The sequence below is a fragment of the Lacrimispora sphenoides genome (genome assembly GCF_900105215.1).
Classification (GTDB): Bacteria; Bacillota; Clostridia; order Lachnospirales; family Lachnospiraceae; genus Lacrimispora; species Lacrimispora sphenoides_A.
The window spans coordinates 1,271,005-1,296,785 of sequence record NZ_FOIP01000002.1; the positions used below are offsets into that span (position 1 = coordinate 1,271,005).

A 25,781-nucleotide genomic window follows, 5' to 3' on the forward strand; every position below is an offset into this window, starting at 1 on the left:
AAATCGTCATCATAGGGTAAGACTTTTGTTTTAGTTTATCAAAGCACTCTGTGATAAGCATTGTCCACAGAGTGCTTTGATATTTTACCAATTAATTGATTTTCCGCGTAACTGAAAAAGTTGTACATCTCATACGATTTATGGCGGCGCGCAACTCAAACTCACGAGGCAAGTCAAGGAATCTATTCATTGCTATAAAAAAAACTGTATCAACGATATTTATACCCTCTTGCTCGATTTGTGCGTATAATTTGCCTACGTGCTCGGCAACATCAATCTCATGCGTAGTCATATTGCAAGTAAGACCGCGCATTGCACGCGCCAGAATTTCAAGTTCGTTGCCGTCATCAGCTCCGCGTTGCAAAAAACGTAGCATAAATGCAAGCGCATCCACCTGTGCCGTCGTTGCGATGTCGTGCAGAGCGCGAACGTCAATGCACTCATCGCCAATTACTATGAAGCCTGTGTCGGATACCTCAAGTCTTTCGGAGCCGCTACCTTCAGGATATGACGTGAAACGGTTATTAATTAAAATTCGCCGCGTTGTCCAATCAGCGATGCTCGGAGGTTCTGAAGGTGCCGGCGAGATGCTTTTTGCTCGCGAAGTCGCGTCATTGATTACAAAGTCATCCATTATATAGATTTTATCCGCAACGGAGAGATATTCACCGCTTCCGCCGATTACCAGTATTGTTGATACACCGTTGGTCGAAAGTTCACGCACACGATCAGTAAAAGGTGTAATTGGTTCTTTTTCAATAAGCTTTTTCATCAGCGTGTCGCGAATCATAAAGTTTGTCGCGCTCCTATCCTCATCAATAAGAAGAAGTGTTGAGCCACATTCTATGGCTTCCATAATATTTGCGGCTTGTGATGTAGAGCCAGAAGCATTAGCTGTTGAGAAAATTTGAGTGTCGCCGTTGGGAATCCACTTGATGAACGGCGAGATGTTCAGGCTCGACACAGCGCGTCCATCCTCTGCTGTTATCGTAACGGCGCTGTTAACGGTTATGCACAGCTCACGTCCATCGCCCGCGGCGTGGTTGTATATTCCTGCCGAAATAGCGTTAAGTACCGTTGACTTGCCGGAATATCCACCACCGGTTATAACAGTTATGCCGCGCCGAACACCCATGCCGCGCACACCAACAATTTCGATTTCGTCCTCGATTGTACTCTGGAAAGGCAGTGCGGCCTTCATTGGCAATTCAGTACCTTTCTCTCTTGCAAGTATGCTACCATTAGCGATAAACGCACAATAATTTTCCTCTCGCAAAAAAATTACGGATTGCGTTTTGTTTTGCTTCGAGAGTGAGTGCGGAACGCAACCCTTCGCTGTCAAATTCACGGATAAACCGTTCCGTTTCATCAGGTAGATTACCAGCGAGCATTTTTCGCATTCTCTTGAGCTTTCCGTGTGGAAGCTGTACTTCAATTCGCACACAAAGGCACATCTGACCCAGGGGTGGGTCAATAAATTTTGTTACATAAATACCTGCCCCGCGTCCGTTCTCATAGTCTTTCGCCGGACGTAAGGAGAAATAAGCCGCATTGCGAGAAAGAATCTCTCCGCCCGGCACATAGATATAAAATTTTCCATTATCGCTCGGTGGACGGGACTTATTCTCGTACTCCGTATTCACTCTATTAAAATACGGCGCGATCCTGCGTAGCGGCAGGAGTAAAATTATCAATACCGAGACGCGTGGCGGGAATTGCGATTGTGATTGTTGGACGGTCAAGAGCCATACGGTTTGTGCGTTCAAACGTATATGAAATACCATCGCGCCAATAAGTAGGCTCACGACGTACTCCCTCGCGTTCACTGGCGACTTCACCTCCGGGCTTGAGGTATGTCACTGCGCACTTACCATCGTAAATTTCTTTTTGCACTGGACTACCGTCAACAACGACCGTATATCGGAAAGTAATTGTATCGTTGTCTGTGATTTGGTTGAGATACCATAAATTAAGATCAACTCATAAACTATTACGAGCGCTATGAACATATTTAACTTATCCATACAAGCACTTCCACTAAAGTGGTAGATCTTTCAAACAAGCATCGCACTATCGATAAAATCATCACTGATGCTTTGAACAGGTAGTTTATTCATTAAGTCAGCCAGCTGCTGCGAGGAATTTTCAAAATGTTTTCTGAAATATTGCTTCTTTTGATAGGGAATATTTCAATGGAATATTCAATAACTTTATTTTTCCTGATGGTACGTAGCCTGTATGGAAGAGTGTTAGTTGGTCACAGATGCGATTTATGAAATGGTTTAATCACGAAAGATCTAAAACGGTTTTAACATTTCCTGTGGAAACAATGAACTTGCTCAACGATGGCAATGATTATGTTGATAAGGAATACAAGGATTTTACGGCGGAAATGTATACTGAAGAGCATTCTTTCTTTACATATACAAGTGATAGTGTGGATTCGTTGGCGTCATGTTGCCGGTTAAGAAACGAAATTCAGGACAACACATTCTCTTATACTCTTGGGGCGGGGTGTGTTGCTACCGGATCAAAGGGTGTGATGACGATGAACGTCAACCGTTTTGTCCAGATTGCAACAAGAGATGGTAAAGACATTATAGTCAAACTGTGTAGGCAACGCTTTGAGACGTGCCTGTGTCGAAGCTAATATAACTCAAAAGTCAACACATAAGATAAGGAAGACATTCGCTAGCAAATTAGATGCGAATGGCGTTCCGACTGATGAGATACGCATTTTACTTGGACATACGGACACACAAATGACATTAGGATATATCTATAATCCATTACCAAAGAATGAAACTCTTGAAATGATTCGGAATGCTTTTTTAATGTTAACAAGGTGTAGTCAAGTGTATTCATTTTGTTAAAAAAAGCCTCAAACCCTTGCAGCACAAGGAATTTAAGGCTTCATCACAGAGCAGATAACGGGAATCGGACCCGCCTCCTCAGCTTGGGAAGCTGATGTTCTACCAATGAACTATATCTGCATAATCTCATTCGATACGTTTTATATTATAGCATAGATTGTTGGAAAAGTTCAATACTTTTTTATGAATTTAGCAAAAAAAATGCCAGAAACTTGCCAAAACTGGAAAAGGCATTGTATAATGGGAAATGACAATACCAGATGTGGAGGAGTAACATGGCAAAAGCACAGTATAATGCGGATAGTATTACCGTATTGGAAGGCCTGGAGGCGGTTCGTAAACGTCCGGGCATGTATATAGGCAGTGTTGGGACAAAGGGATTGAACCATTTGATTTATGAGATTGTAGATAACGCGGTGGACGAGCATCTTGCCGGTTACTGCAGTCAGATATGGGTCACCCTGGAAGCAGATGGATCCTGTACCGTAAAAGATGCAGGACGTGGAATTCCGGTGGAGATGCACAAAAAGGGAATATCGGCAGAGAGAGTAGTACTGTCTACCCTTCATGCAGGCGGTAAATTTGACAATGACGCCTACAAGACCAGCGGCGGCCTTCACGGAGTCGGCTCCTCGGTTGTGAACGCCCTGTCTGCCCACATGAAAATTAAAATATATAAGAATGGTCTGATTCATTACGACGAATATGAGCGGGGCATACCAACGGTAGAACTGGTGGATGGCCTGCTTCCCACGTTAGGGAAAACAAAAGAGACAGGAACAGAAATCAACTTCCTGCCTGACGGGGAGATTTTTGAAAAGATTCGTTTTAAAGCGGAGTGGCTGAAAAGCCGTCTTCATGAAACTGCGTATTTGAATCCGGATCTTCATATCACCTATGTGAACAAAAGGCAGGGAGAAGAGGAAACCGTCATTTATCATGAACCGGATGGAATCATCGCCTATGTAAGGGAATTAAATGCCGGAAAGGATGCAATACACGATCCGATTTATTTTAAGGGAACCATGGATAAGGTTGAAGTGGAGGTTTCCCTGCAGTTTGTGGATACTTTTGAGGAGAATATCCTGGGCTTCTGCAACAATATTTTCACCCAGGAAGGGGGAACCCACCTGGCTGGATTTAAGACCCGTTTTACTCAGATGATCAATAACTATGCAAGAGAGCTGGGGATTTTAAAAGAAAAGGATGCCAATTTTACAGGAGCCGATACGAGAAACGGTTTAACTGCCGTGGTTGCGGTAAAGCATCCGGATCCCATCTTTGAAGGACAGACAAAGACAAAGCTTGCAAGCGCCGATGCCACAAAGGCGGTATTCACTGTGGCAGGAGATGAGCTGCAGCGGTATTTTGACCGGAATCTGGAAGTCTTAAAGGCAGTGATTGGCTGTGCGGAAAAATCTGCAAAGATCCGTAAAGCGGAAGAGAAGGCAAAGACCAACATGCTTTCCAGGTCAAAGTTTTCCTTTGACAGCAACGGAAAGCTTGCAAACTGCGAAAGCAGGGATGCAAAAGAATGTGAAATTTTTATCGTAGAGGGAGATTCCGCGGGCGGTTCTGCGAAAACGGCCCGTAATAGACAGCATCAGGCCATTCTTCCGATCCGAGGAAAGATATTAAACGTAGAAAAGGCTTCTATGGACAAGGTTCTGGCCAATGCGGAGATTAAGACCATGATCAATACCTTTGGCTGCGGCTTTTCCGAAGGATACGGCAATGATTTTGATATTTCAAAGCTGCGGTATCATAAAATCGTCCTTATGACCGATGCCGATGTGGATGGAAGCCATATCGATACCCTTCTTCTCACCTTTTTATACCGGTTTATGCCGGAGCTTATTTATAACGGCCATGTGTTTATAGCCATGCCGCCTCTGTTTAAGGTAGTTCCAAAGCGGGGAGAAGAACAGTACCTTTATGATGAAAAGGAGCTGGAGCGCTACCGCAGGACCCATACGGGAGAATTTACCCTGCAGCGGTATAAGGGACTTGGTGAAATGGATGCAGAACAGCTGTGGGAAACCACTCTGGACCCTGAAAGGCGGGTGCTGAAACAGGTGGAAATCGAAGATGCCCGTATGGCTTCGGAAATCACCGAAATGCTCATGGGAAGCGATGTGCCTCCAAGGCGGCAGTTTATCTATGAGCATGCGGATGAAGCTGAGATTGACGCGTAAGGAGAAGGAATAATGGCAGAAAAAATCATTAAAACAGAATATTCCGAGGAAATGCAGAAGAGCTACATGAACTATTCCATGAGCGTGATCACAGCCAGAGCGATCCCGGATGCAAGAGACGGATTAAAGCCGGTACAGCGGCGAGTATTATATGACATGAGCGAGCTTCGATTAAACCATGATAAGCCCCACCGGAAGTCGGCACGTATCGTGGGCGATACCATGGGTAAATACCATCCCCATGGAGACAGTTCCATTTACGAAACCTTGGTAGTCATGTCCCAGATATTTAAAAAGGGGATGCCTTTAGTCAACGGCCACGGAAACTTCGGTTCCATTGAGGGCGACGGAGCGGCAGCCATGCGTTACACAGAAGCCAGGCTGGAAAAGTTCGCAGAGGAAGTCTATTTAAAGGACTTGGATAAGACGGTCGAGTTTGTCCCAAATTATGATGAAACGGAAAAGGAACCGGAAGTTCTTCCAGTTAGGGTTCCTAACTTACTGATCAACGGGGCGGAAGGGATTGCGGTAGGCATGAGCACCAGCATTCCCCCTCACAACCTGGGTGAAGTGTTAGATGCGGTTCGTGCGTATATTGACAATCCGGATATTTCCATACAGGAATTAATGGAATATTTACCTGGGCCGGATTTCCCCACTGGCGGTATTATAGCCAATAAAAGTGATCTGCCTGCCATTTACGAAACCGGCGCAGGAAAAATCAAGCTCAGAGGCAAAATAGAAGTGGAGCTTGGAAAACGAAAGGCAGATAAGGATAAACTGGTAATCAATGAGATCCCCTACACCATGGTGGGAGCCGGAATCAATAAATTTCTGATCGATGTGGCAGACCTGGTTGAGAGCAAAAAGCTTACGGATGTGGTAGATATTTCCAACCAGTCCAACAAAGATGGGATCAGGATTGTTCTGGAGCTGAGAAAGGATGCAGATGTGGAGAAAATCCGCAACATCCTTTATAAGAAAACAAAGCTGGAAGATACCTTTGGTGTCAACATGCTGGCCATTGCAGGCGGGCGCCCGGAAACCCTGGATTTAAAGGGAATCCTTAAAAACTACCTGGATTTCCAATATAAAAATGCCACCAGAAAATATCAGACCCTTTTGGAAAAAGAGTTAGAGAAGAAAGAGATCCGGGAAGGCCTTATAAAAGCCTGTGACGTCATTGACTTGATCATCGCTGTTTTAAGAGGTTCCAAGAACCTAAAAGACGCAAAGAACTGTTTGATGACCGGAGATATCTCCAATATTAATTTCCGGGTCAAGGGATTTGAAGAGGATGCAAAGAAGCTGTGCTTTACGGAAAAACAGGCGGGAGCCATTCTGGAAATGCGTCTTTATAAGCTGATCGGCTTAGAGATCCTTCAGCTGGAAAAGGAGTATAAGGAAACGCTTGCAAAAATCGCTGAATATGAAAAAATCCTGTCCAGCCGCAAAAACATGGATGCAGTCATTAAAAAAGACTTAGACAATATCAAAGCTGAATATTCGACTCCAAGAAGAACTCTTATTGAAGATGGCAGGGAAGCAGTTTATGAGGAAGACGCAGTCGCCGTATCAGAGGTCACCTTTGTCATGGATCGTTTTGGTTACTGTAAGGTGCTTGATAAGAATACTTATGAAAGAAACAAAGAAACCATTGAAACAGAGAATCCTTATGTGGTAAACTGTCTGAATACGGATAAAATATGTATCTTCACCAATACGGGAAACTTACATCAGGTGAAGGTCCTGGATATTCCAGGCGGCAAGCTGCGGGATAAAGGGACGCCCATTGATAATTTAAGCAAGTTTGATGGGGCAAAGGAAGAGATCATACACCTATGCCATGCACAGAGCTTCAAGAACCGTAAATTTTTATTCGCTACCAGACAGGCTCTTGTAAAACTGGTACCGGGCGAGGAATTTGAAACAAATAACAGGACTGTAGCGGCTACTAAGCTTCAGGACGAAGATGGGGTCATCAGCGTTCAGGTTGTGGAAGGACAGACGGATGTGGTGCTGCAGACGTCGGCAGGCGTATTTTTACGTTTCCAGACGGAAGAGATTCCTGAGATGAAGAAGAATGCAAGAGGCGTGCGGGGAATCAAGCTGGCGCCAGGCGAGGAGCTGGAGACAGTGTATCTTTTAGGCGAGGATCCTATCATTCATTACAAGGAAAAAGAGGTCCATTTAAACCGGCTGAAGATTGGAAAACGTGACGGAAAGGGCAGCAAGGTGCGCCTTTAATGCTTTACTCCAGCATACATTTTAAAGAAATGTATGCGTATGGCGTACAAATGTATTTTTCTGGCGAATAAATATTGATTTTTTTTTCACTTTGTTATAGGATAGTTAAGAATTTAGCATATGATAAGATTACAAAATGAAAAGAAAAGAGGAGAAAGCGATGGAAAAAAGATTGCGAGTTGGCGTTTTAGGAGCAACCGGTATGGTGGGACAGAGATTTATTTCTCTTCTGGAGAATCATCCATGGTATGAGGTGGTGACAGTGGCAGCAAGTCCTCGTTCTGCTGGCAGAACTTATGAGGAAGCAGTGGGCGACCGTTGGAAAATGACCACTCCAATGCCTGAGGCCGTAAAGAATCTAACTGTCATGAACGTAAATGAAGTGGAAGCGGTTGCTGCCAGTGTTGATTTTGTTTTCAGTGCTGTGGATATGACCAAGGAAGAAATAAAGGCCATTGAGGAAGCATATGCAAAGACCGGAACACCGGTCGTATCAAATAACAGTGCCCATCGGTGGACGCCGGATGTTCCTATGGTGGTGCCTGAGATCAATCCTGAGCATTTTGAAGTCATTGAGGATCAGAAAAAGCGTCTGGGCACAGACCGTGGATTCATTGTGGTAAAACCTAACTGCTCCATTCAAAGCTATGCTCCTGTTTTGACAGCCTGGAAGGAATTTGAACCCTATGAAGTGGTGGCTACGACCTATCAGGCAATCTCCGGAGCCGGAAAGACCTTTAAGGACTGGCCGGAGATGGTAGAAAATATCATTCCTTATATCGGAGGAGAAGAAGAAAAGAGCGAGCAGGAACCTCTTCGCCTCTGGGGAAAGATTGAAAACGGAGAGATCGTAAAAGCCAGTGAACCGGTCATCACCTGCCAATGCATCCGGGTACCTGTATTAAATGGACATACGGCGGCTGTATTTGTGAAATTCCGCAAAAAGCCTACCAAAGAGGAATTAATTGACCGCATAGTGAATTTTAAGGGTCTTCCGCAGGAACTTGAGCTTCCAAGCGCTCCCAAGCAGTTCATACAGTATCTGGAAGAGGATAACCGTCCACAGGTTACCCTTGATGTGGATTTTGAAAAAGGAATGGGAATTTCAGTAGGACGTTTAAGAGAAGATTCGGTTTACGATTATAAATTTGTGGGTCTGTCCCACAACACAGTCCGCGGAGCGGCCGGCGGTGCGGTTCTCTCAGCAGAGCTTTTAACCGCAAAGGGATATATCAAAGCCAAAGAATGATTGGATCATAGAGCTCTCGACTGAAAGGGAGAGAGCTTTAAGTAAAAAGGTATATGGAGGAAGGAAAATGGCATACAAGAAAGAGCTTTGGGGAAACATGCCCGATGGAAGGGAAGTGTATTTGTATACACTGGTAAATAGAAACGGAGTTTCCGCTTCTTTCACAAATCTGGGTGCAGTTTGGGTCAATATGAATGTGCCTGACAGGGATGGTGCTGTGGTTGATGTGGTCCTGGGATTTGACAGCGCGGAGGAATATCTTTTAAATCCGCCTCATTTTGGAGCTCCCATCGGAAGGAATGCCAACCGTATTGCAGGTGCGAAATTCAGTATTAATGGAAAAGAGTACAAACTGGATCCTAATAATGGGCCTAACAATCTTCATAGCGGCCCGGATCTTTACCAGAGCCGTCTTTGGGACAGTGAGGCAGAGGAAAATGATCTTGGAACCAGTGTCAGCTTTTCTCTGTTTTCACCGGATGGAGATCAGGGATTCCCAGGGAATGCTAACATTACAATAACCTATACGCTTACACCGGATAACAGCCTTGATATTTCCTACCATATGATCTGCGATGCAGATACCGTAGCAAACTTTACCAATCACAGTTATTTTAACCTGGATGGACTTAACGGTGCAGATGCCATGAAGCAGCGTGTCTGGATTGATGCAGATACATATACAAGGGCGGATGAAGGTTCGATTCCCACCGGGGAGTTCACCCCTGTTAAGGGAACTCCTATGGACTTCACTGTGATGAAACCTATTGAGCAGGATATCAATGAGAACTATGAGGCGCTGATATTCGGCGGAGGTTATGATCATAACTGGGTCTTAAACCACCCCCAAGGTGAGGTTTCCCTGTGTGCCGCATCGGAATCAGATAAGACAGGCATCCGGATGGAGGTATATACAGACCTTCCTGGAATACAGTTCTACACTGCAAACTTCTTAAAAAATGGAATGACGGGCAAAGGCGGAGCGGTATACGAAAAGCGTTGCTGCTATTGCTTTGAAACCCAGTATTATCCTGATTCCGTAAACAAATCGGAATTCCAGTCTCCAGTCATAAAAGCCGGCGAAGAATATAAGACAACAACCATTTACAAGTTTTCTAATATAAAATAGAAATGAGCAGGTAAAATAAACCAGGGACGCAGAATACTGCGCCCCTGCTCTTTTGTGAAAGGACATCTAGGTGTACATATGAATAAACAGGACGGAAAAGGGATTAAGGCATTATCTGCCTTGGGTCTGATTATAACAACCATCATATGGGGCAGCGGCTTTGTTGTGATGAAGAATTCGGTGGAAGTGGTTACTCCGGCTTACTTGCTGGCTTTACGTTTTACCATTGCGTCTGTTGCGCTGGTAGCCGTATTCTGGAAGCGGGTGAAAAAGATCAGTAAATCGGATGTGATGTGCGGCGGACTTTTAGGCGTATTTTTGTTTGTCAGTTATTTTTTTCAGACCTATGGGCTTAAATATACCACTGCCAGTAAAAATGCATTTATCACCACATTATACGTGATCCTGGTGCCATTTCTTCATTGGTTTTATAACAGAAAAAAGCCTTCCAGAAACAATGTGGCAGCAGCAGGTATCGCAGTGCTGGGACTTGCGCTGTTGTCCCTGGAGGGAGACTTTTCCGTGAATATTGGGGATTTGATGACTTTGGTATGCGGCTTTTTCTTTGCGTTTCATATTGTTTTTATTGATCGTTATACCGAAGATCATGATCCCATTATCCTGACTGTGATCCAGATGGTCATGGCTGCGATCTTAAGCTGGGTAATTGCTCCGCTTTTGGAAGGTTCCTTAGATTTAACCGTGATTGACACTTCCATGATGACCGGATTGTTATATCTGGGTATCTTTTGCACGATGATCTGTTTTCTTCTTCAAAATGTGGGACAAAAGCATCTGACTCCCAATACTTCCTCCATTATTTTATCCTTTGAAGCTGTATTCGGCCTGATGTTTTCCGTTCTGTTTTTGGAGGAGCAGGTGACGATAAAACTGGCTGCAGGATGTGTGCTGATGTTCACCTCCGTCCTCTTATCTGAATATAAAAGGAAAGGCTCCGCAAAGGCATAGTTATCAGAAAGATTTGCCATTCATGAATTTTAGTGTTATAATGAACAGGTTACTATCATAAGGCGGTAGGGAGATATATGTCAAAATCGTTATACATTGCAGAAAAACCAAGTGTGGCCCAGGAATTTGCCAATGCTTTAAAGGTGAATGGAAGGCGCAGGGATGGATATATAGAATCGGATCAGGTGATCATAACCTGGTGCGTAGGGCATCTGGTAACGATGAGCTATCCGGAAAGCTATGATCCCAAATTCAAACGGTGGAGCCTATCCACCCTTCCTTTTCTTCCCAAGGAATTTAAGTATGAGGTGATCCCAAACGCTGAAAAACAATTTAAGATTGTAAGCAGTCTGCTCAACCGTCCTGATGTGGATACCATTTATGTGTGCACGGACTCCGGGCGGGAAGGAGAGTACATATACCGCCTGGTGGCGCAAATGGCAGGAGTGGAGGACAAGAAACAGAGACGTGTGTGGATTGATTCTCAGACAGAGGATGAGATTTTAAGAGGCATCCGGGAAGCAAAGGATGAATCCGAATACGATAATCTTTCTGCCTCAGCCTATTTAAGGGCAAAAGAAGATTATCTCATGGGAATTAATTTTTCCCGATTGCTTACACTAAGGTATGGGCAGCATATTTCCAATTACTTAAAAAGCGGGAAGAATACGGTAATATCTGTTGGCCGGGTCATGACCTGCGTCATGGGGATGGTGGTGCGGAGAGAACGAGAGGTTCGGGACTTTGTTAAAACACCGTTTTACCGTGTGATCGGAACCTTTTCCAGAGAGGATGCAGCGAATCCCGAATTATTGGGTATGGATTTTGATGGGGAGTGGAGAAGTGCTCCAGGATCCAAATATTTCGAATCCCCGTTCCTTTATAAGGAAAACGGCTTTAAGGAACGAAAATATGCAGAAGATCTGATAAACACCCTGTCTCTCATGGATCCCATGGAAGGGACCGTTGCTTCCATAGAAAAGAAAAAGGAAACAAAGAATCCCCCTTGCTTTACAATCTGGCTGAGCTTCAGAATGACTGTTCCAAGATGTTTAAGATCAGTCCTGATGAGACCTTAAAGGTGGTTCAGGAGCTTTATGAAAAGAAACTGGTCACTTACCCAAGAACCGATGCCAGGGTTTTATCTACGGCGGTTGCAAAGGAGATCCATAAGAACATAGCCGGGCTTAAGGGCTTTGAACCTATGGCGGAAGCAGCGGCAGAGGTTATGGAGAAGGGATCTTACAAGACCATTGAAAAAACCAGGTATGTCAATGACAAGCAGATAACGGACCATTATGCCATCATACCCACCGGCCAGGGACTTGGCGCATTGAGGGGACTGTCTCCCCTGGTGTTGAAAGTTTATGAAGTCATAGCAAGAAGATTTATAAGTGTCTTTTATCCGCCGGCTGTTTATCAGAAATATGCCCTGGAGCTTATGGCGGATACTGGGAACCCTGCTACAGATCCTGCCCCGAATCAGGTATCAGGAAAGGAACATTTTTATGCCAATTTCCGGGTCATGCTGGAAGCGGGTTATTTAAAAGTTGCAGAGGTGTCCTGGGGGAAAAAGAAGCAGCAGGATGAAGGAAACAGAGAAAAGCCTTCTGAGGAAAATGGACAAGAGGAGAACAACCAGGAATCCTCTCAGAATCAAATGGATAATCCCGCATTCGTTGCCATGCTTGGCACCCTGAAAAAGGGAATGAAGCTTCCTCTTAAAAAGCTGACGATTAAGGAAGGAGAAACTTCCCCTCCCAAGCGCTATACATCCGGTTCCATGATCTTAGCCATGGAAAATGCCGGACAGCTTATAGAAGATGAAGAGCTCCGCGCCCAGATAAAGGGAAGCGGAATAGGAACCAGTGCTACCCGGGCTGAGATTTTAAAAAAGCTGTGCAATATCAAGTATCTTTCCTTGAACAGCAAAACCCAGGTAATTGTTCCCACTCTATTGGGAGAAATGATTTTCGACGTAGTCAATGCTTCCATCAGACAGCTTCTTAATCCGGAATTGACGGCAAGCTGGGAAAAAGGGCTGACTTATGTGGCCGAGGGGTCCATAACCCCGGAAGAGTATATGCAGAAGCTGGAGAATTTTGTTGCCGGGCGGACCGCAGGAGTTTTAAGACTCAATAATCATTACGATCTGCATGGTGTATTTGATGCTGCGGCAGCTAATTATAATAAACAAAAATAGGAGAATATAAAATGAAAAAAGAAGATATGACAAACCAGGACTTATTTGATACTAACCATACAATAGCAAAATTATTATTTGAGCAGACCACTTATCCATGGGAAATCCTCCCGAAAATCAGTGAATTCATTGTTTCTCTGGGAGAGCGTCTACCAAAGGATGAGTATGTTCACGTAGGAAAAGCAGTATGGATCCATAAATCCATCAATCTTCCGCCAACAGCATGTATGGGTGAGCATGTGATCATATGTAAGGGCGCACAGATCCGTCATTGCGCATTTATCAGAGGCAACGCCATCATTGGAGAAGGCGCAGTGATAGGAAACTCTTCTGAAATTAAGAACTCCATTCTTTTTGATGGTGTGCAGGTTCCTCATTATAACTATGTAGGAGATTCCATCTTAGGCTATAAGTCTCATATGGGTGCTTCTTCTCTGGCTTCCAACGTAAAATCCGATAAGTCTTTGGTTACGGTTCATGCAGAAGACGGGGATATTGAGACCGGTCTTAAGAAATTCGGTGCGATCATAGGTGATTTCACAGAAGTTGGCTGCGGTGCAGTCTTGAATCCTGGTACCGTGATCGGACCAAAATCCAATATTTATCCTCTTTCCTGCGTCAGAGGCTGTGTAGATGCTAACTCCATCTATAAGAATCAGGGTGAAATCGTAGAGAAAAAAATCATTGAGGAATAAGGAACAGTACAATGGATAAACAACACACTGCGGCGAAGAACGGAACCTTTGGTTCTCGGATTGGGTTTATTCTCGCCTCTGTTGGCTCTGCGGTAGGTATGGGGAACATCTGGATGTTTCCCTACCGCCTGGGGCAGTACGGGGGAGCCGCTTTTTTATTGGTGTATTTTGGTTTTATTTTTTTGTTTGGTATGGTTGGTCTTTCCGGCGAGTTTGCCTTTGGCAGGCTGACGGGGACAGGCCCTATTGGTTCCTACGACTATGCCATGAAGACCAGAGGGAAAAAAGGAGGCGGATTTATTGGAGCCATCCCCTTGATCGGGTCTTTTGGCATTGCAATTGGCTATGCCATCATTGTAGGCTGGGTTCTTAAGTATCTGTTCGGTTCCTTAAGCGGCGTGATGATGAATACGGAGGCAACGGAATACTTTTCCAGCATGACAGGAAAATTCGGCAGCGTACCCTGGCATTTCCTTGTGGTGGTCATTACTGTGGCTGTGTTAGCAGGGGGTGTTTTAAAGGGGATTGAAAAAGTAAATGCAATCATGATGCCGTCTTTTTTCATCCTGTTTGCGATCATTGCGATCCGAGTATTTTTTCTTCCTGGTTCTATGGCTGGCTATGAATATCTGCTGGTTCCCAGATGGGAATATTTATTGAAGCCGGAAACCTGGGTCATGGCCATGGGTCAGGCATTCTTTTCCTTATCCATTACAGGATCCGGAATGGTCATTTACGGAAGCTACCTGGATAAAAAAGAAGATATTCCCAAAGCAGCCATTACCACTGCATTCCTTGACACAGTTGCTGCGCTTTTGGCTGGATTTGCCATCATTCCGGCGGTCTTTGCCTTCCAGATGGATCCTGCAAGCGGCCCGCCTCTTATGTTCATCACAGTACCAAAGGTCTTTTCCATGATTCCGGCAGGAAGATGGGTGGCAGTGCTGTTTTTCCTTTCCGTATTATTTGCAGGGGTGACTTCCCTGGTAAACATGCTTGAGGTATGCTCAGAGGCTGTACAGACCCACTTGCACTTTTCACGTAAGAAGGCTATTTTTTTAGTAGGGGCAGCGGTGTTTATTCCAGGACTCTTCATAGAACACGAGCCTTATATGGGATTCTTTATGGATCTGATTACAATATACGTAGTTCCTTTTGGCGCTGTTTTATGCTCTATTATGATTTACTGGGTCTTAAAAGACGGAAAGATCATGGAAGAATTAAACAGGGGAAGGAAAAAGCCTTTAGGGGCGGCTTATCTTTTTACTGCAAAATACATCTATGTTTTTCTTGCTGCGTTAGTGTTCGCACTTAGCATCCTATATAAAGGAATCGGATAAAATATAGTCAAAAAGAAACGCACTTTGAAGCGGCAGGATATGCCGGATCAAGGTGCGTTTTTAAGTGGTCCTTAGTTGTCTGCTATTTTGTACCGAAGATTCTGTCTCCTGCATCTCCCAGACCAGGACAGATATAGGCGTTATCATTTAACTGGCGGTCCAGATGCCCGATGTAGATCTGAATGTCCGGATGTGCCTCACGGAGTCTCTTTAAGCCCTCCGGAGCAGCGATAATAGCCATGAATTTGATGTTTCTTCCGCCATGCTGTTTGATGAAATCCACAGCGGCTACTGCGGAACCGCCGGTTGCCAGCATAGGATCTGTCACAACAATGGTTCTCTGCTCGATTGGGCTTGGCAGCTTACAGTAGTATTCGTGAGGCTCATGGGTAACTTCATCCCGGTACAGGCCGATGTGGCCTACTTTTGCAGAGGGAACCAAAGCCAGGATTCCGTTGACCATGCCCAGTCCTGCACGAAGGATAGGAACGACAGCCATTTTTTTACCGGCAATCATAGGAGTCATGCAGGTCTCAATAGGAGTTTCCACCTCTACATCCTGTAAGGGGAGATCTCTTAAGGCCTCAAATCCCATCAGCATTGCAATTTCTTCGATGAGGGCACGGAACTCATTGGTGCCTGTCCTCTTATCTCTTAAAATAGAGATCTTGTGCTGAATAAGCGGGTGAGTAAAAACGGTTACATTGTCCATTGAAAAGTCCATAATTGTTTTAAATCCTTTCTTTATTCTCTTAGAGTATCAGGGTTTCCGGTAATATGAGGTTCATGAGAACAACGATTATGACTGCTAGAGACAGACCTAAGCTGTTTCTTGTAATAGAGCCTGCTATAACATTAAGTTCTCCAAGCTGTGCGAATCCAGGTTCGAATATCAGAATCAGTCCAACGATGGTCTGGCCCTCGGGGCGAAAATAATTCCACCCTGTACTAAAGGTACGTTTCCTGGGATCACGGTTCCAACCGGCCGGATAACTGCAGTGGCAGCGGCCAGAAAAGTAAAGGAGGAACCAAGAAATGCAGGAACTCTAAATTTAGTACAGCAGTGGAATATTAAGTTGCCGTCGCTTGCTGAAAATAATGCCAACGATAGATTGTGACCTGTCATTTAGGGTATGCACGGTTGCAACGAAGATGACGAACATATGTCTGATACTGAGCAGATAATCTCGGGTTGTCAGTTTTGCGTTGTTACTCATTTTTCTACCCCATTTCTTTTTATTTTCCGTACTATTCTAACAGAGAAAGAGGTAAAAGGCAACTATTTTTCCTATTTTGTCTCAGGAGTATATTTTATCAGCGCAAAATCACCCAGGCTATGAGGCACCGGAATGGAAATAATTATGGTACCGCTATCTTCATAGCTAAAGGATTCCGGAAAGGCAGGAGTGTTGCCTGAGGATGCTGCTTCCAAGGGAAAATCAGCTTTTTGGAACATTTTGGCATATGTATCCATGCTGGTTTGAACAAAATAAGGAATTAAGGCTTTTGCAAGTTCAGGAGATGCATCATAGAGCAGACAGTCATCAGAACGGATGTATTCAGCCAGCGCATTGGGATCTGCATAATCCGTGAGTCTTATATCCTTAGCCAGAGACATATCAACCGTGTTGGTAAAAAACACATTGACCGGATGCGCAGCTCCATCCCCGGAAAAGAGTCCGGTGTATATAACTGTGATACGCTTCCTGTCTACGGAGTTTACCTTGGCTGTAAGGGAAAGGCTGTCCTTTTCTACATTGACGGAATAGGCTTTTAATATCTCTAAGGCATTGCTTTTTAACAGGTCGTTTATTTTTTCCTCCATGGCCCCATCCTCCAATCCGGAGACAGCCGGATACTGAATGGAAACATTTCCATCCTTATAGGTGTGGAGGGCAGCGGTGATGCCGGCGGCAGAGGTGTTCTTGCCCGATTCCTTTTGCTGAGCCAGGGTATCCGGGTTTTCGATCTTTACAGGTTCTGGTGCTTCTGTGGCAGAGGACATGGATTCTCCTGTTACAGCAGTGGTAGTGGCTGGCACGTCGGTTTTAACATAATTCTTTTGTCCGCAGCCGCTTAAAATCAGGGTGCAGCCGATGAAAAGGGCTGGGATAACAGTATTTCGTTTCATAGGATTACCTCCCTTCATTTTTGCTGATTTTTTACAGTATATCACAAATATTGCAGTTGTGCCCGTGATTTTCCCCGAATTAAGAAAAAGTATAGGAAAATTTTGGAAGTAAGGTATTGCAGAAAATGCCGTAAGATACGAAGATGAACAAGCCGCAGAATAGAGAAAAGGCCCTGGAAAACTGAATGTTTCAGCTTTCCAGAGCCTTGCTCCCTGCCAAGGGTGTAGTGCCGGCAGTGGGACTTGAACCCACACGATGTTGCCATCAACGGATTTTGAGTCCGCCTCGTCTGCCATTCCGACATGCCGGCCTTTCCTTACAACGCTCATTATTTTATCATAGGATTTTCCATTTGGCAAGTGTTTTTTTACGATTATTAAATTGAAAATGAGCAAAATATATTGTATGATAGACAAAAGATATAATTAAGGAGGTGTCTGGACCATGACATGTAAGGAAGCAGAACGTCTGGTTATGCCATACATCAATGATGAACTGACAGACGAAGAGCTGTGTGAATTTCTGGAACATATGGAATCCTGCCCGGATTGCCGGGAGGAACTGGAAATATACTTTACTGTGGACGTGGGAATCAGGCAGCTGGATTCCGAAACGGGGAATTATAATATAAAAGGAGCGCTGGAGGCCGCCATAGAACAGTCCAGACAAAGGCTTCAGGTTATACGGTGTATTAAAATTGCCAGGTATGCGGTTGCTACGGTAAGTGTAATGGCACTGTTTTTTACGGTCCTTCTGCAATGCCGGATTTGGCTGCAGTGGGGCTTACTATGATGGGAGAAAGTGACCAATGAGTATACCTAGTATACCTTTATGCCCAAACAGCATGGGCAGGAAAGAGGAAATACCCTGCGGGTATACCTTAATGCCAAAAAAAATGGGTAGGAAAGAGGAAACATGAGTAGAAAAAATATCGTTTTAGTAGATGGAAACAGTATGCTAAGGAACGCCTTTTATGGTCTTCCTTCCAATGGGGCGAGAGGGATTCAAAGCCTGATCGTGAAGCTTTTAGAGACAAAAGAAGCGGACTATGTGGCAGTGGCCTTTGATTCCGAAACAGAAGGCAGCCATAAAGAAATATATAAAAATACGGCGGTGAACCAAGGCCTTTTAAAGGAGGAAGAGCGCTTAAGGGAGGCGTTGCTTTCCCTGGATATTCCTGCTTTGGATAAGGACGGATATACTTCCGCCGATATTCTGGCCTCATTGGCAAAAAGGTGTCAGGAAGAGGAAGGGGAAGTCCTGCTTCTGACTGGGGAGCGAAAGCTTTTGCAGGCAGTGGAAGAACATGTGACCCTTAAGATACCGGTTGTAAGAGAAGAGGGTCTGGAGTTTAAATCCTATTCCATAGAGCTCATACGGGAAGAATTTGGCCTGGAGCCGGAGTCCCTGGCCGGAGTTTTTGCGCTATCCGGAGCATGGGGGATTGGTGAGAAAACTGCCTGTCAGTTGATCAGGGAGTACCATAATGTAGAAAATATTTATAACCACATAGAAGAAATAGGGTCTCAGAGAATCCGGGAGGCACTTACCGGGAATCAGGAAGAGATAAAGCGTAAGGTAGAACTTGCTGCCCTTCGCAGGGATTGCGATATCAGCCTGGACTACACAAAAACTCCCCAGCAGGCAGAGATTCAGAAAATTATTGATATGGATTTTGTTCCGGCCGTTTTCCCTGGAGAAGATGAGGAACCTTCCCTGGAATCTGACTTTCATGCTGTTACAGACCTTTCAGAAGCTGAAACCATATTTTTAAAGTGCAAAGTGGGTTGTCGGTTGGGGCTGCAGCTGGTAATTGAGGACAAGGCTGTGTCAGCTCTGTCTCTTTGCCTAAGTGAGACAGAGTGTTACTGCTTTATTCCCCAGGGGACTCTTACGCCGCAATATCTGGCAGAGAAAGCAGAGGAAGTCTGTAAAAGAGCGGGGCAGACAACTGTTTTTCACTTAAAGAGCCAGCTGGCGTTTTTAAAGCTTACGCCGGAACAACCGGTGTTTGATGCAGGAGTTGCCGGATATCTGTTAAACCCGTTAAAGGATTCCTATGAATACAATGATCTGGCGGAGGATTATCTGGATCTCTCCATTCCATCTAAAACAGAGCTTTTAGGAAAAAGCTCCTTTAAACGTGCGCTGGAGGGTGATAAGGAAAAAGCCGTTATCTGCATCTGCTATATGTCCTATGTCGCTTTAAAAAGCCAAGACCTGCTTCGTGAATCATTGGAACAGGCGGGCATGGATAAGCTGTATTATGAGATCGAAATGCCTTTGATCTACAGCCTGTTTCATATGGAAGAGGCAGGAATACGCGTGGAAAGGGAACGCCTGAAGGAATATGGTGACCGTTTAAAGGTCCGCATCACAGAGCTTGAGCAAAAGATATATGAAGAAACGGGAGAAACCTTTAATATCAATTCCCCTAAGCAGTTAGGAGAGGTTCTCTTTGACCATATGAAGATTCCGGGAGGGAAAAAGACCAAAACCGGTTATTCAACGGCAGCGGATGTATTGGAAAAGCTGGCATCTGACTGGCCTGTGGTCAACCTGATTCTGGATTACAGACAGCTGACGAAATTAAATTCCACCTACGCAGACGGGCTGGCAGCTTACATTGGGCCGGATGAGCGGATTCACGGAACCTTTAACCAAACAATTACAGCCACGGGAAGAATCAGCAGTACAGAACCTAACTTGCAGAACATTCCGGTCCGCATGGAGCTTGGAAGGGAAATCCGGAAGGTTTTTGTTCCTCAGGAGGGATGCCAGTTTGTTGATGCGGATTATTCTCAGATTGAGCTGAGAGTACTGGCCCATATGTCAGGGGACCAGCGTCTTATCGACGCTTACCGGCAGGCAGAGGATATCCATGCCATCACGGCTTCCCAGGTGTTTCATGTTCCGTTAAATGAGGTGACGCCTCTCCAGAGAAGGAACGCAAAGGCCGTAAACTTTGGCATTGTATATGGAATCAGCTCCTTTGGACTAAGCGAGGGCTTAAGCATTACCAGAAAAGAGGCTTCGGAATACATTAGTAAATATTTTGAAACCTATCCGGGTGTGAAGTCATTTTTAGACAGCCTTGTATCTGAGGCGAAAGAACAGGGCTATGCAGTCAGCATGTTTGGGAGACGCCGTCCCGTCCCGGAGCTTAAATCCTCTAACTTCATGCAGCGCTCTTTTGGAGAACGGGTCGCCATGAATTCTCCCATCCAGGGTACTGCGGCAGATATTATCAAGATTGCCATGATCCGGGTGGATCATGCTTTGAGAAAACAGGGATTAAAATCCAGGATCGTCCTTCAGGTTCATGATGAGCTTCTCATTGAAGCATATCATGATGAGGTTGATAAGGTAAAAGAGCTTCTTGTGGAAGAAATGAAGCATGCTGCGGACCTTGCAGTGTCCCTTGAAGTAGAGGCCAATATAGGAGACTCCTGGTTTGATGCAAAGTAAAATACCTTGCAGCAGACTGCAAAGTATTTGATGGGCTGTCGCCAGATGGACATGCAGACATGTCCATCTGGGCCGCTGCCTTTACGAGAATAAAGGGTTGGTGATAGGATGAGAGTGATTGGATTGACCGGAGGGGTCGGAGCCGGAAAAAGTCTGGTTCTTTCTATTTTAAAAGAGGAATACGGTGCGGAAGTAATCAAGGCGGATGAAGTGGCCCATGAGCTCATGGAGCCGGGAAAAGAAGGCTACCTGGCCGTTAAGTCAGCCTTGGGGGAAGACCTTCTAAACCCCGATGGAACCATTGACCGCAAAGCTTTGGCCGCACGTATCTTTGAGGATGACAGCGCAAGGAAAACCGTAGATGGAATCATTCACCCTATGGTATGGAAAACCATTGAGGATAAAATTTCTGCTTCCCAAGCAGGGCTTATTGTGGTAGAATTTGCAATTATGAATGAAAATATGGATGACAGCTGGGATGAGATGTGGTACGTTCATGCTTCAAAGGAGAACCGGATCCGCCGTTTGGCGGAAAGCAGGAGCTATACGAGAGAGCATTCGGAGCGTATCATGGCGAGTCAGGCCTCTGAATCTGAGTTTTTAAACCGCAGTACGCGGGTGATTGAAAATAACGGTTCCATGGAGGATGTAAAGCAGCAGCTGGCTGAATTATTGAAAAGCAGAGGGTAATACCCTGTGGGTATCCCATTACACCCGGAAAAGCGGGGGGATCATCCAGAATGCAGGGCTGAAAAGAGGATAATATGAGATTGGTAAGTATTGCAAGCGGAAGCAGCGGAAACTGCATTTATGTGGGCTCCGATACCACGCATATCCTGGTGGATGCCGGGATAAGCAACAAACGGATCCAACAGGGATTAAACGAAATCGGAGTAAAGGGCAGTGAACTCACAGGAATCGTCATCACCCATGAACACTCCGACCATACGAAAGGACTGGGAGTTCTGGCCAGGAAATATGGGGTTCCTATTTATGGGACCAGTGAGACCCTGGAAGAGATATCAAAGCAGAAGTATTTAGGGGAATACCCCAGGGAATTATTTTGTGCCATCAGGCCTGATGTGGATTTTAATGTTGGGGATCTGGAAGTAAAGCCTTTTTCCATTGATCACGATGCGGTAAAGCCGGTGGCTTACCGGATCCAGCATGGACACAAGTCTGTTGCGGTTGCCACGGATATGGGGCATTACGACCAGTATATTATTGAGCATCTTCAGGGACTAGATGCGGTATTAATCGAGTCCAATCACGATGTAAATATGCTGCAGGCAGGGCCTTATCCCTACTATCTGAAACGCCGGATCCTGGGAGATCACGGACACCTTTCCAATGAGAATGCGGGACGGCTTTTGTGCTGTATTCTTCATGATAATTTAAAGAAGATTTTGCTGGGCCACTTAAGCAAGGAGAACAATTATGAAGAGCTTGCTTATGAGACGGTAAGGCTTGAGATCACAGAAGGAGATAATCCATTTAAGGCATCTGATTTTTCCATAGCGGTTGCAAAAAGGGATCAGATGTCAGAGATTATTACGATATAACGAGCGCAAGAGAGCGAAGATAAGCTTGCTCATCGGCGCGAAGGTTGAATGTTGATTATGAACCGCAGGTCCATGATATAATTCTAATGAAAGAGGAGAAACATTATGAACAAAACGATTATTACAGTAGTTGGAAAAGATACCGTAGGGATCATAGCAAAGATTTGTACTTATTTAGCAGGCAACCAGGTGAACATATTGGATATTTCCCAAACCATTGTCCAGGGCTTCTTTAATATGATGATGATCGTGGATATCAATGATGCAACAAAGCCTTTCGGTGAACTGGCTGATGAACTGGAACAAATTGGCGATGAAATCGGAGTAAAGGTGAAATGCCAGCGTGAAGAGATTTTTACCAGCATGCACCGTATCTGATAACAAGTTCAAGGCATAAGAAAAGGATGGGTTCCCGATATGTTAAATATGTTTGAAGTTAATGAAACCAATAAAATGATCGAACAGGAGCTGCTTGATGTACGTACCATTACCATGGGCATCAGTCTTCTTGACTGCAGTGACAGTGACTTAAAAACGGTGAATGAAAAAATTTATAATAAAATTACAACCGTTGCAAAAGATCTTGTGGCAGTAGGTAAGGAGATTGAAAAGGATTTTGGAATTCCCATTGTAAATAAAAGAATTTCTGTAACTCCCATTGCCATAGTCGGCGGTGCGGCCTGCAAGAGTCCGGAAGATTTTGTGACCATTGCACAGACCCTTGACCGTGCGGCCAAGGAAGTGGGCGTTAATTTCATTGGCGGCTATTCTGCCCTTGTGAGCAAGGGAATGACCGCTGCGGATAAAAACCTGATCTGCTCCATACCAAAAGCTCTCGCCTGTACAGACCGTGTATGCAGCTCTGTGAATGTAGGTTCCACAAAGACAGGCATTAACATGGATGCAGTGGCTCTTATGGGAAAAACTGTAGTGGAAACGGCAAAGGCCACCAAGGACATTGATTCCCTCGGCTGCGCCAAACTGGTGGTATTTTGCAATGCGCCGGATGATAATCCTTTTATGGCAGGAGCGTTTCACGGGGTGACGGAAGCGGATGTCATCATTAATGTGGGAGTCAGCGGTCCTGGGGTTGTTAAGACCGCCATTGAAGCAGCCAGAGGAAAGGATTTTGAAGTTCTTTGTGAAATCATTAAGAAAACCGCCTTTAAGATAACCCGTGTGGGTCAGCTGGTTGCCCAGGAGGCGTCAAAAAGGCTGAATGTTCCATTTGGTATCATTGATTTATCTCTTGCACCGACTCCAGCTGTTGGTGACAGTGTGGCTGAAATCCTGGAAGAGATCGGTCTGGAACGGGTAGGCGCACCGGGTACCACGGCTGCCCTTGCCCTATTAAATGACCAGGTAAAAAAAGGCGGCGTTATGGCATCCTCCTATGTGGGCGGTTTGAGCGGTGCGTTTATTCCGGTCAGCGAAGATCAGGGAATGATCGATGCGGTAGCCATGGGAGCATTAAATATTGAGAAACTGGAAGCCATGACCTGTGTCTGCTCAGTGGGACTTGATATGATCGCAATTCCTGGAGACACACCTGCTACTACCATTGCAGGGATTATTGCAGATGAATCTGCGATCGGAATGGTAAACCAGAAGACAACGGCAGTCCGCATTATTCCGGTTATTGGAAAATCCGTGGGAGAGACGGTGGAATTCGGCGGTTTATTGGGATATGCTCCTGTTATGCCGGTCAGCAAGTACTCCTGCGAGAAATTCGTAACCAGAGGCGGACGGATTCCGGCGCCTATTCACAGCTTTAAAAATTAAGTACCGGTGGAGGATGGATACAGGGAATGAATATCTATTTGATTCGCCATGGACGGCAAAACAGCAAACTCTGTAATATCGATGTAGATCTATCTGAAGAAGGCCGACGTCAGTCGGCCTTAGTCGGGGAACGGCTTGCCTCCATAGGCATTGAAGCGGTATATTCCAGCCATTTGATCCGGGCGGTGGAAACCGCCAGGGAAGCAAACCGGTACTGGAATGCAAAGCACATCATAAGACAGGAGCTTAGAGAGATTTCCTTTGGAGATATGGAAGGCATGGCGGATGAGGAGATAGCGGCAAAATACGGGGATTTTCAGAAAGAACAGGCACGGCTGGAACAGGATTTGCCCTACCCCGGAGGCGAGTGTGCCGGGGATGTGATGAAACGGGCCATCCCTGTCCTTGAAGAAATAGTCGCAAGCGGTTACCAGAATGTAGCCGTTGTGACTCACGGAGGCGTGATCCGCTCCGTGACATCTGCACTGCTTCATATGGAACCGAAATATTATCGTCTCCTTGGAAATTCCCTTGAGAACTGCAGTATTACAGAAGTGCACTGGAACGAAAAAACAGGGCGTTTTTTAATGGAACGTTTTAATGATTATGCGCATCTTGAACCTTACCCGGAGCTTTTGCGGGCAAGCTGGGTGGATGCAGAAAACTGAAACACCCATCGGGTGTACCTTTATGCCCAAAGAGCATGGGCGAGAAATAGGAAAGGAATTGCCTAATTTCATGGAAGAAAAGGAAAAAGAACATTTAATTCAGATTGGAAGAGAGTTTCTTGATGAAAATCTGCTTCGGATCGTAATCAGCAATCCATCAGATAAGCAGGGCGTTTCCAAAGTAAAGGTACGCCCGCTTTTGCTAAAAGGGAGCCTGATTTTTCAAGCGGAAGAGCTGGTAGGAAACCAGGCTTTTCATAAGAATTATTCTGCAGGAGAATGCATCTCTTATATCGTTGATCTGCTGGATGGAACGCTTCGTCAGATGGAACTGGAATCCAGGAAAGGTCAGGTCAGAGTGCTGATGAGCAAGAAAGGAAGCCCAAGCATCAAGATAAAGCGGCAGCAAAAGATTGCGGCTCCTTCCCCGGTCCTTCAGCATAACAGACAGAAAAGTTATATATTAAAAGAAGGCACACCAGTCCCCTTTCTGGTGGATCTGGGAGTCATGACGGCGGAAGGAAAAGTCATTGCTTCCAGATATGATAAGTTTCGCCAGATCAACAGGTTCTTAGAATTTATTGAGGATATCCTACCCAGGCTTGATAAGAGCAGAGAGAATGTGATCATTGATTTTGGCTGCGGGAAATCCTATCTGACCTTTGCCATGTATTACTATCTTCATGAGCTGAAAGGGTATTTGATCCGTGTCATCGGGCTTGATTTAAAGCAGACGGTCATTGATGACTGTAACCGCCTGGGAGAGCGGTATGGATATGATAAGTTAAAATTTTATCATGGAGATATCGCTTCCTACGAGGGAGTGGACCATGTGGATATGGTAGTAACTCTTCATGCCTGTGATACCGCTACAGACTATGCCTTGGCAAAGGCAGTCCGCTGGGGAGCCTCTGTCATTTTATCAGTTCCCTGCTGTCAGCATGAGCTGAATAAAACCATGCATCAGGAGCTTATGGCTCCCGTATTTCAATATGGTCTGATCCAGGAACGGATGGCAGCTCTATATACGGATGCACTTAGGGCAGAAATTCTGGAAAACCAGGGATACCGGACTCAAATTCTGGAATTCATCGACATGGAGCATACACCGAAAAATATTTTGATTCGCGGAGTAAAACAGGGCGAAAAGAAAGATAACCGAAGGGAGATCCAGGAAATCATGGAATTTCTCCACGGGAAACTGACTCTTGCTGACCTGCTTATAGAAGAGGATAAGAATTAGAAAGTGGATGGTAATTTTTGATTATA

The 25,781-nt window shown here is 45.1% G+C and carries 21 protein-coding genes, 2 tRNA genes and 1 pseudogene; 18 read left to right on the top strand and 6 right to left on the bottom strand.

The genetic code is table 11. The features are described 5' to 3' along the window. Positions 1–91 precede the first annotated feature (91 nt). Together BMW45_RS22640 and BMW45_RS28120 are read right to left on the bottom strand one after the other, a co-directional pair. Positions 92–1,348, bottom strand: a complete 1,257-nt coding sequence (locus tag BMW45_RS22640) for a P-loop domain-containing protein (protein ID WP_207649143.1) — start codon at positions 1,346–1,348, stop codon at positions 92–94. Next, positions 1,242–1,805, bottom strand: coding sequence for a hypothetical protein (locus BMW45_RS28120; protein WP_166433456.1), 564 nt, complete (start codon positions 1,803–1,805; stop codon positions 1,242–1,244). Before BMW45_RS28120 ends, BMW45_RS22640 begins: the two co-directional genes overlap by 107 nt. 467 nt (positions 1,806–2,272) lie before the next feature. On the opposite strand from BMW45_RS28120, the gene nrdD reads away from it, so the two are divergent. Next, a complete protein-coding gene (gene nrdD / locus BMW45_RS29040) occupies positions 2,273–2,650 on the top strand; it encodes an anaerobic ribonucleoside-triphosphate reductase (protein ID WP_092249294.1) in 378 nt (125 codons plus the stop codon). Continuing rightward, positions 2,625–2,873 carry a tyrosine-type recombinase/integrase gene (locus BMW45_RS29195; RefSeq protein WP_092249297.1) on the top strand — a complete coding sequence of 83 codons (249 nt, stop codon included), beginning with the start codon at positions 2,625–2,627 and terminating at the stop codon, positions 2,871–2,873. Before nrdD ends, BMW45_RS29195 begins: the two co-directional genes overlap by 26 nt. Before the next feature lie 49 nt (positions 2,874–2,922). Here the strand turns inward: BMW45_RS29195 and BMW45_RS22655 are convergent. Further along, positions 2,923–2,993 (bottom strand) — tRNA-Gly (locus tag BMW45_RS22655). 155 nt (positions 2,994–3,148) lie between these two features. Between BMW45_RS22655 and BMW45_RS22660 the strand changes: the two genes are divergently transcribed. The 8 genes and pseudogenes from BMW45_RS22660 (at position 3,149) to BMW45_RS22695 (ending at position 14,900) form a co-directional block, all read left to right on the top strand. Then, complete coding sequence (locus BMW45_RS22660) at positions 3,149–5,068, top strand: DNA gyrase/topoisomerase IV subunit B (RefSeq protein ID WP_092249300.1); 1,920 nt, start codon at positions 3,149–3,151, stop codon at positions 5,066–5,068. A 12-nt stretch (positions 5,069–5,080) separates the two neighbouring features. Continuing rightward, positions 5,081–7,315 (top strand): DNA gyrase/topoisomerase IV subunit A, encoded by a 2,235-nt coding sequence (locus tag BMW45_RS22665; RefSeq protein ID WP_092249303.1) that lies wholly within the window; start codon positions 5,081–5,083, stop codon positions 7,313–7,315. A 160-nt stretch (positions 7,316–7,475) separates the two neighbouring features. Beyond that, positions 7,476–8,564, top strand: coding sequence for an aspartate-semialdehyde dehydrogenase (gene asd, locus BMW45_RS22670; protein WP_092249306.1), 1,089 nt, complete (start codon positions 7,476–7,478; stop codon positions 8,562–8,564). Between the two features lie 67 nt (positions 8,565–8,631). Further along, complete coding sequence (locus BMW45_RS22675; protein WP_092249309.1) at positions 8,632–9,693, top strand: aldose epimerase family protein; 1,062 nt, start codon at positions 8,632–8,634, stop codon at positions 9,691–9,693. Between the two features lie 78 nt (positions 9,694–9,771). Then, on the top strand, positions 9,772–10,662 hold the full coding sequence (locus tag BMW45_RS22680; RefSeq protein ID WP_092249312.1) for a DMT family transporter: 891 nt from the start codon (positions 9,772–9,774) through the stop codon (positions 10,660–10,662). A gap of 77 nt (positions 10,663–10,739) precedes the next feature. Then, a pseudogene (locus BMW45_RS29045) lies at positions 10,740–12,865 on the top strand (DNA topoisomerase). Positions 12,866–12,876: 11 nt separating this feature from the next. Continuing rightward, complete coding sequence (locus tag BMW45_RS22690; RefSeq protein ID WP_092249315.1) at positions 12,877–13,560, top strand: LbetaH domain-containing protein; 684 nt, start codon at positions 12,877–12,879, stop codon at positions 13,558–13,560. An 11-nt stretch (positions 13,561–13,571) separates the two neighbouring features. Further along, positions 13,572–14,900 carry a sodium-dependent transporter gene (locus tag BMW45_RS22695; RefSeq protein ID WP_092249318.1) on the top strand — a complete coding sequence of 443 codons (1,329 nt, stop codon included), beginning with the start codon at positions 13,572–13,574 and terminating at the stop codon, positions 14,898–14,900. An 82-nt stretch (positions 14,901–14,982) separates the two neighbouring features. Here the strand turns inward: BMW45_RS22695 and upp are convergent, their stop codons facing one another. The 3 genes from upp to BMW45_RS22710 all read right to left on the bottom strand — a co-directional run bounded on the left by upp (position 14,983) and on the right by BMW45_RS22710 (position 17,342). Continuing rightward, positions 14,983–15,612 (bottom strand): uracil phosphoribosyltransferase, encoded by a 630-nt coding sequence (upp, locus tag BMW45_RS22700; RefSeq protein ID WP_025232901.1) that lies wholly within the window; start codon positions 15,610–15,612, stop codon positions 14,983–14,985. Positions 15,613–16,188: 576 nt separating this feature from the next. Further along, positions 16,189–17,031 carry a polysaccharide deacetylase family protein gene (locus BMW45_RS22705; protein ID WP_092249321.1) on the bottom strand — a complete coding sequence of 281 codons (843 nt, stop codon included), beginning with the start codon at positions 17,029–17,031 and terminating at the stop codon, positions 16,189–16,191. A gap of 228 nt (positions 17,032–17,259) precedes the next feature. Next, a tRNA-Leu gene (locus tag BMW45_RS22710) sits at positions 17,260–17,342 on the bottom strand. A 134-nt stretch (positions 17,343–17,476) separates the two neighbouring features. On the opposite strand from BMW45_RS22710, the gene BMW45_RS22715 reads away from it, so the two are divergent. From BMW45_RS22715 to BMW45_RS22750, 8 genes are all read left to right on the top strand, one after another. Beyond that, positions 17,477–17,824 (top strand): anti-sigma factor family protein, encoded by a 348-nt coding sequence (locus tag BMW45_RS22715; RefSeq protein ID WP_025232903.1) that lies wholly within the window; start codon positions 17,477–17,479, stop codon positions 17,822–17,824. A gap of 123 nt (positions 17,825–17,947) precedes the next feature. Further along, the gene (polA, locus tag BMW45_RS22720; protein ID WP_092249324.1) at positions 17,948–20,500 is read left to right on the top strand and encodes a DNA polymerase I; all 2,553 of its coding nucleotides are present in this window, start codon (positions 17,948–17,950) and stop codon (positions 20,498–20,500) included. 108 nt (positions 20,501–20,608) lie between these two features. Further along, entirely contained in the window at positions 20,609–21,190 is a 582-nt protein-coding gene (coaE, locus tag BMW45_RS22725; RefSeq protein WP_092249327.1) for a dephospho-CoA kinase, read from the top strand. A 74-nt stretch (positions 21,191–21,264) separates the two neighbouring features. Beyond that, positions 21,265–22,062, top strand: a complete 798-nt coding sequence (locus tag BMW45_RS22730; RefSeq protein ID WP_025232906.1) for an MBL fold metallo-hydrolase — start codon at positions 21,265–21,267, stop codon at positions 22,060–22,062. 105 nt (positions 22,063–22,167) lie between these two features. Next, positions 22,168–22,440: an ACT domain-containing protein gene (locus BMW45_RS22735; RefSeq protein WP_054791792.1), complete on the top strand. Its 273-nt coding sequence runs from the start codon at positions 22,168–22,170 to the stop codon at positions 22,438–22,440. A gap of 39 nt (positions 22,441–22,479) precedes the next feature. Further along, on the top strand, positions 22,480–23,844 hold the full coding sequence (locus tag BMW45_RS22740; RefSeq protein WP_092249330.1) for a PFL family protein: 1,365 nt from the start codon (positions 22,480–22,482) through the stop codon (positions 23,842–23,844). 26 nt (positions 23,845–23,870) lie between these two features. Then, positions 23,871–24,512 carry a histidine phosphatase family protein gene (locus BMW45_RS22745; protein WP_092249333.1) on the top strand — a complete coding sequence of 214 codons (642 nt, stop codon included), beginning with the start codon at positions 23,871–23,873 and terminating at the stop codon, positions 24,510–24,512. Between the two features lie 70 nt (positions 24,513–24,582). Then, complete coding sequence (locus BMW45_RS22750) at positions 24,583–25,755, top strand: class I SAM-dependent methyltransferase (protein ID WP_092251162.1); 1,173 nt, start codon at positions 24,583–24,585, stop codon at positions 25,753–25,755. Positions 25,756–25,781 lie beyond the last annotated feature (26 nt).

Coding starts and splice junctions, on each gene's coding strand:
- nrdD (WP_092249294.1), top strand. CDS start 2,273: ATGAAATGGTTTAATCACGAAAGATCTAAAACGGTTTTAACATTTCCT.
- BMW45_RS22660 (WP_092249300.1), top strand. CDS start 3,149: ATGGCAAAAGCACAGTATAATGCGGATAGTATTACCGTATTGGAAGGC.
- BMW45_RS22665 (WP_092249303.1), top strand. CDS start 5,081: ATGGCAGAAAAAATCATTAAAACAGAATATTCCGAGGAAATGCAGAAG.
- asd (WP_092249306.1), top strand. CDS start 7,476: ATGGAAAAAAGATTGCGAGTTGGCGTTTTAGGAGCAACCGGTATGGTG.
- BMW45_RS22675 (WP_092249309.1), top strand. CDS start 8,632: ATGGCATACAAGAAAGAGCTTTGGGGAAACATGCCCGATGGAAGGGAA.
- BMW45_RS22680 (WP_092249312.1), top strand. CDS start 9,772: ATGAATAAACAGGACGGAAAAGGGATTAAGGCATTATCTGCCTTGGGT.
- BMW45_RS22690 (WP_092249315.1), top strand. CDS start 12,877: ATGAAAAAAGAAGATATGACAAACCAGGACTTATTTGATACTAACCAT.
- BMW45_RS22695 (WP_092249318.1), top strand. CDS start 13,572: ATGGATAAACAACACACTGCGGCGAAGAACGGAACCTTTGGTTCTCGG.
- upp (WP_025232901.1), bottom strand. CDS start 15,612: ATGGACAATGTAACCGTTTTTACTCACCCGCTTATTCAGCACAAGATC.
- BMW45_RS22705 (WP_092249321.1), bottom strand. CDS start 17,031: ATGAAACGAAATACTGTTATCCCAGCCCTTTTCATCGGCTGCACCCTG.
- BMW45_RS22715 (WP_025232903.1), top strand. CDS start 17,477: ATGACATGTAAGGAAGCAGAACGTCTGGTTATGCCATACATCAATGAT.
- polA (WP_092249324.1), top strand. CDS start 17,948: ATGAGTAGAAAAAATATCGTTTTAGTAGATGGAAACAGTATGCTAAGG.
- coaE (WP_092249327.1), top strand. CDS start 20,609: ATGAGAGTGATTGGATTGACCGGAGGGGTCGGAGCCGGAAAAAGTCTG.
- BMW45_RS22730 (WP_025232906.1), top strand. CDS start 21,265: ATGAGATTGGTAAGTATTGCAAGCGGAAGCAGCGGAAACTGCATTTAT.
- BMW45_RS22735 (WP_054791792.1), top strand. CDS start 22,168: ATGAACAAAACGATTATTACAGTAGTTGGAAAAGATACCGTAGGGATC.
- BMW45_RS22740 (WP_092249330.1), top strand. CDS start 22,480: ATGTTAAATATGTTTGAAGTTAATGAAACCAATAAAATGATCGAACAG.
- BMW45_RS22745 (WP_092249333.1), top strand. CDS start 23,871: ATGAATATCTATTTGATTCGCCATGGACGGCAAAACAGCAAACTCTGT.
- BMW45_RS22750 (WP_092251162.1), top strand. CDS start 24,583: ATGGAAGAAAAGGAAAAAGAACATTTAATTCAGATTGGAAGAGAGTTT.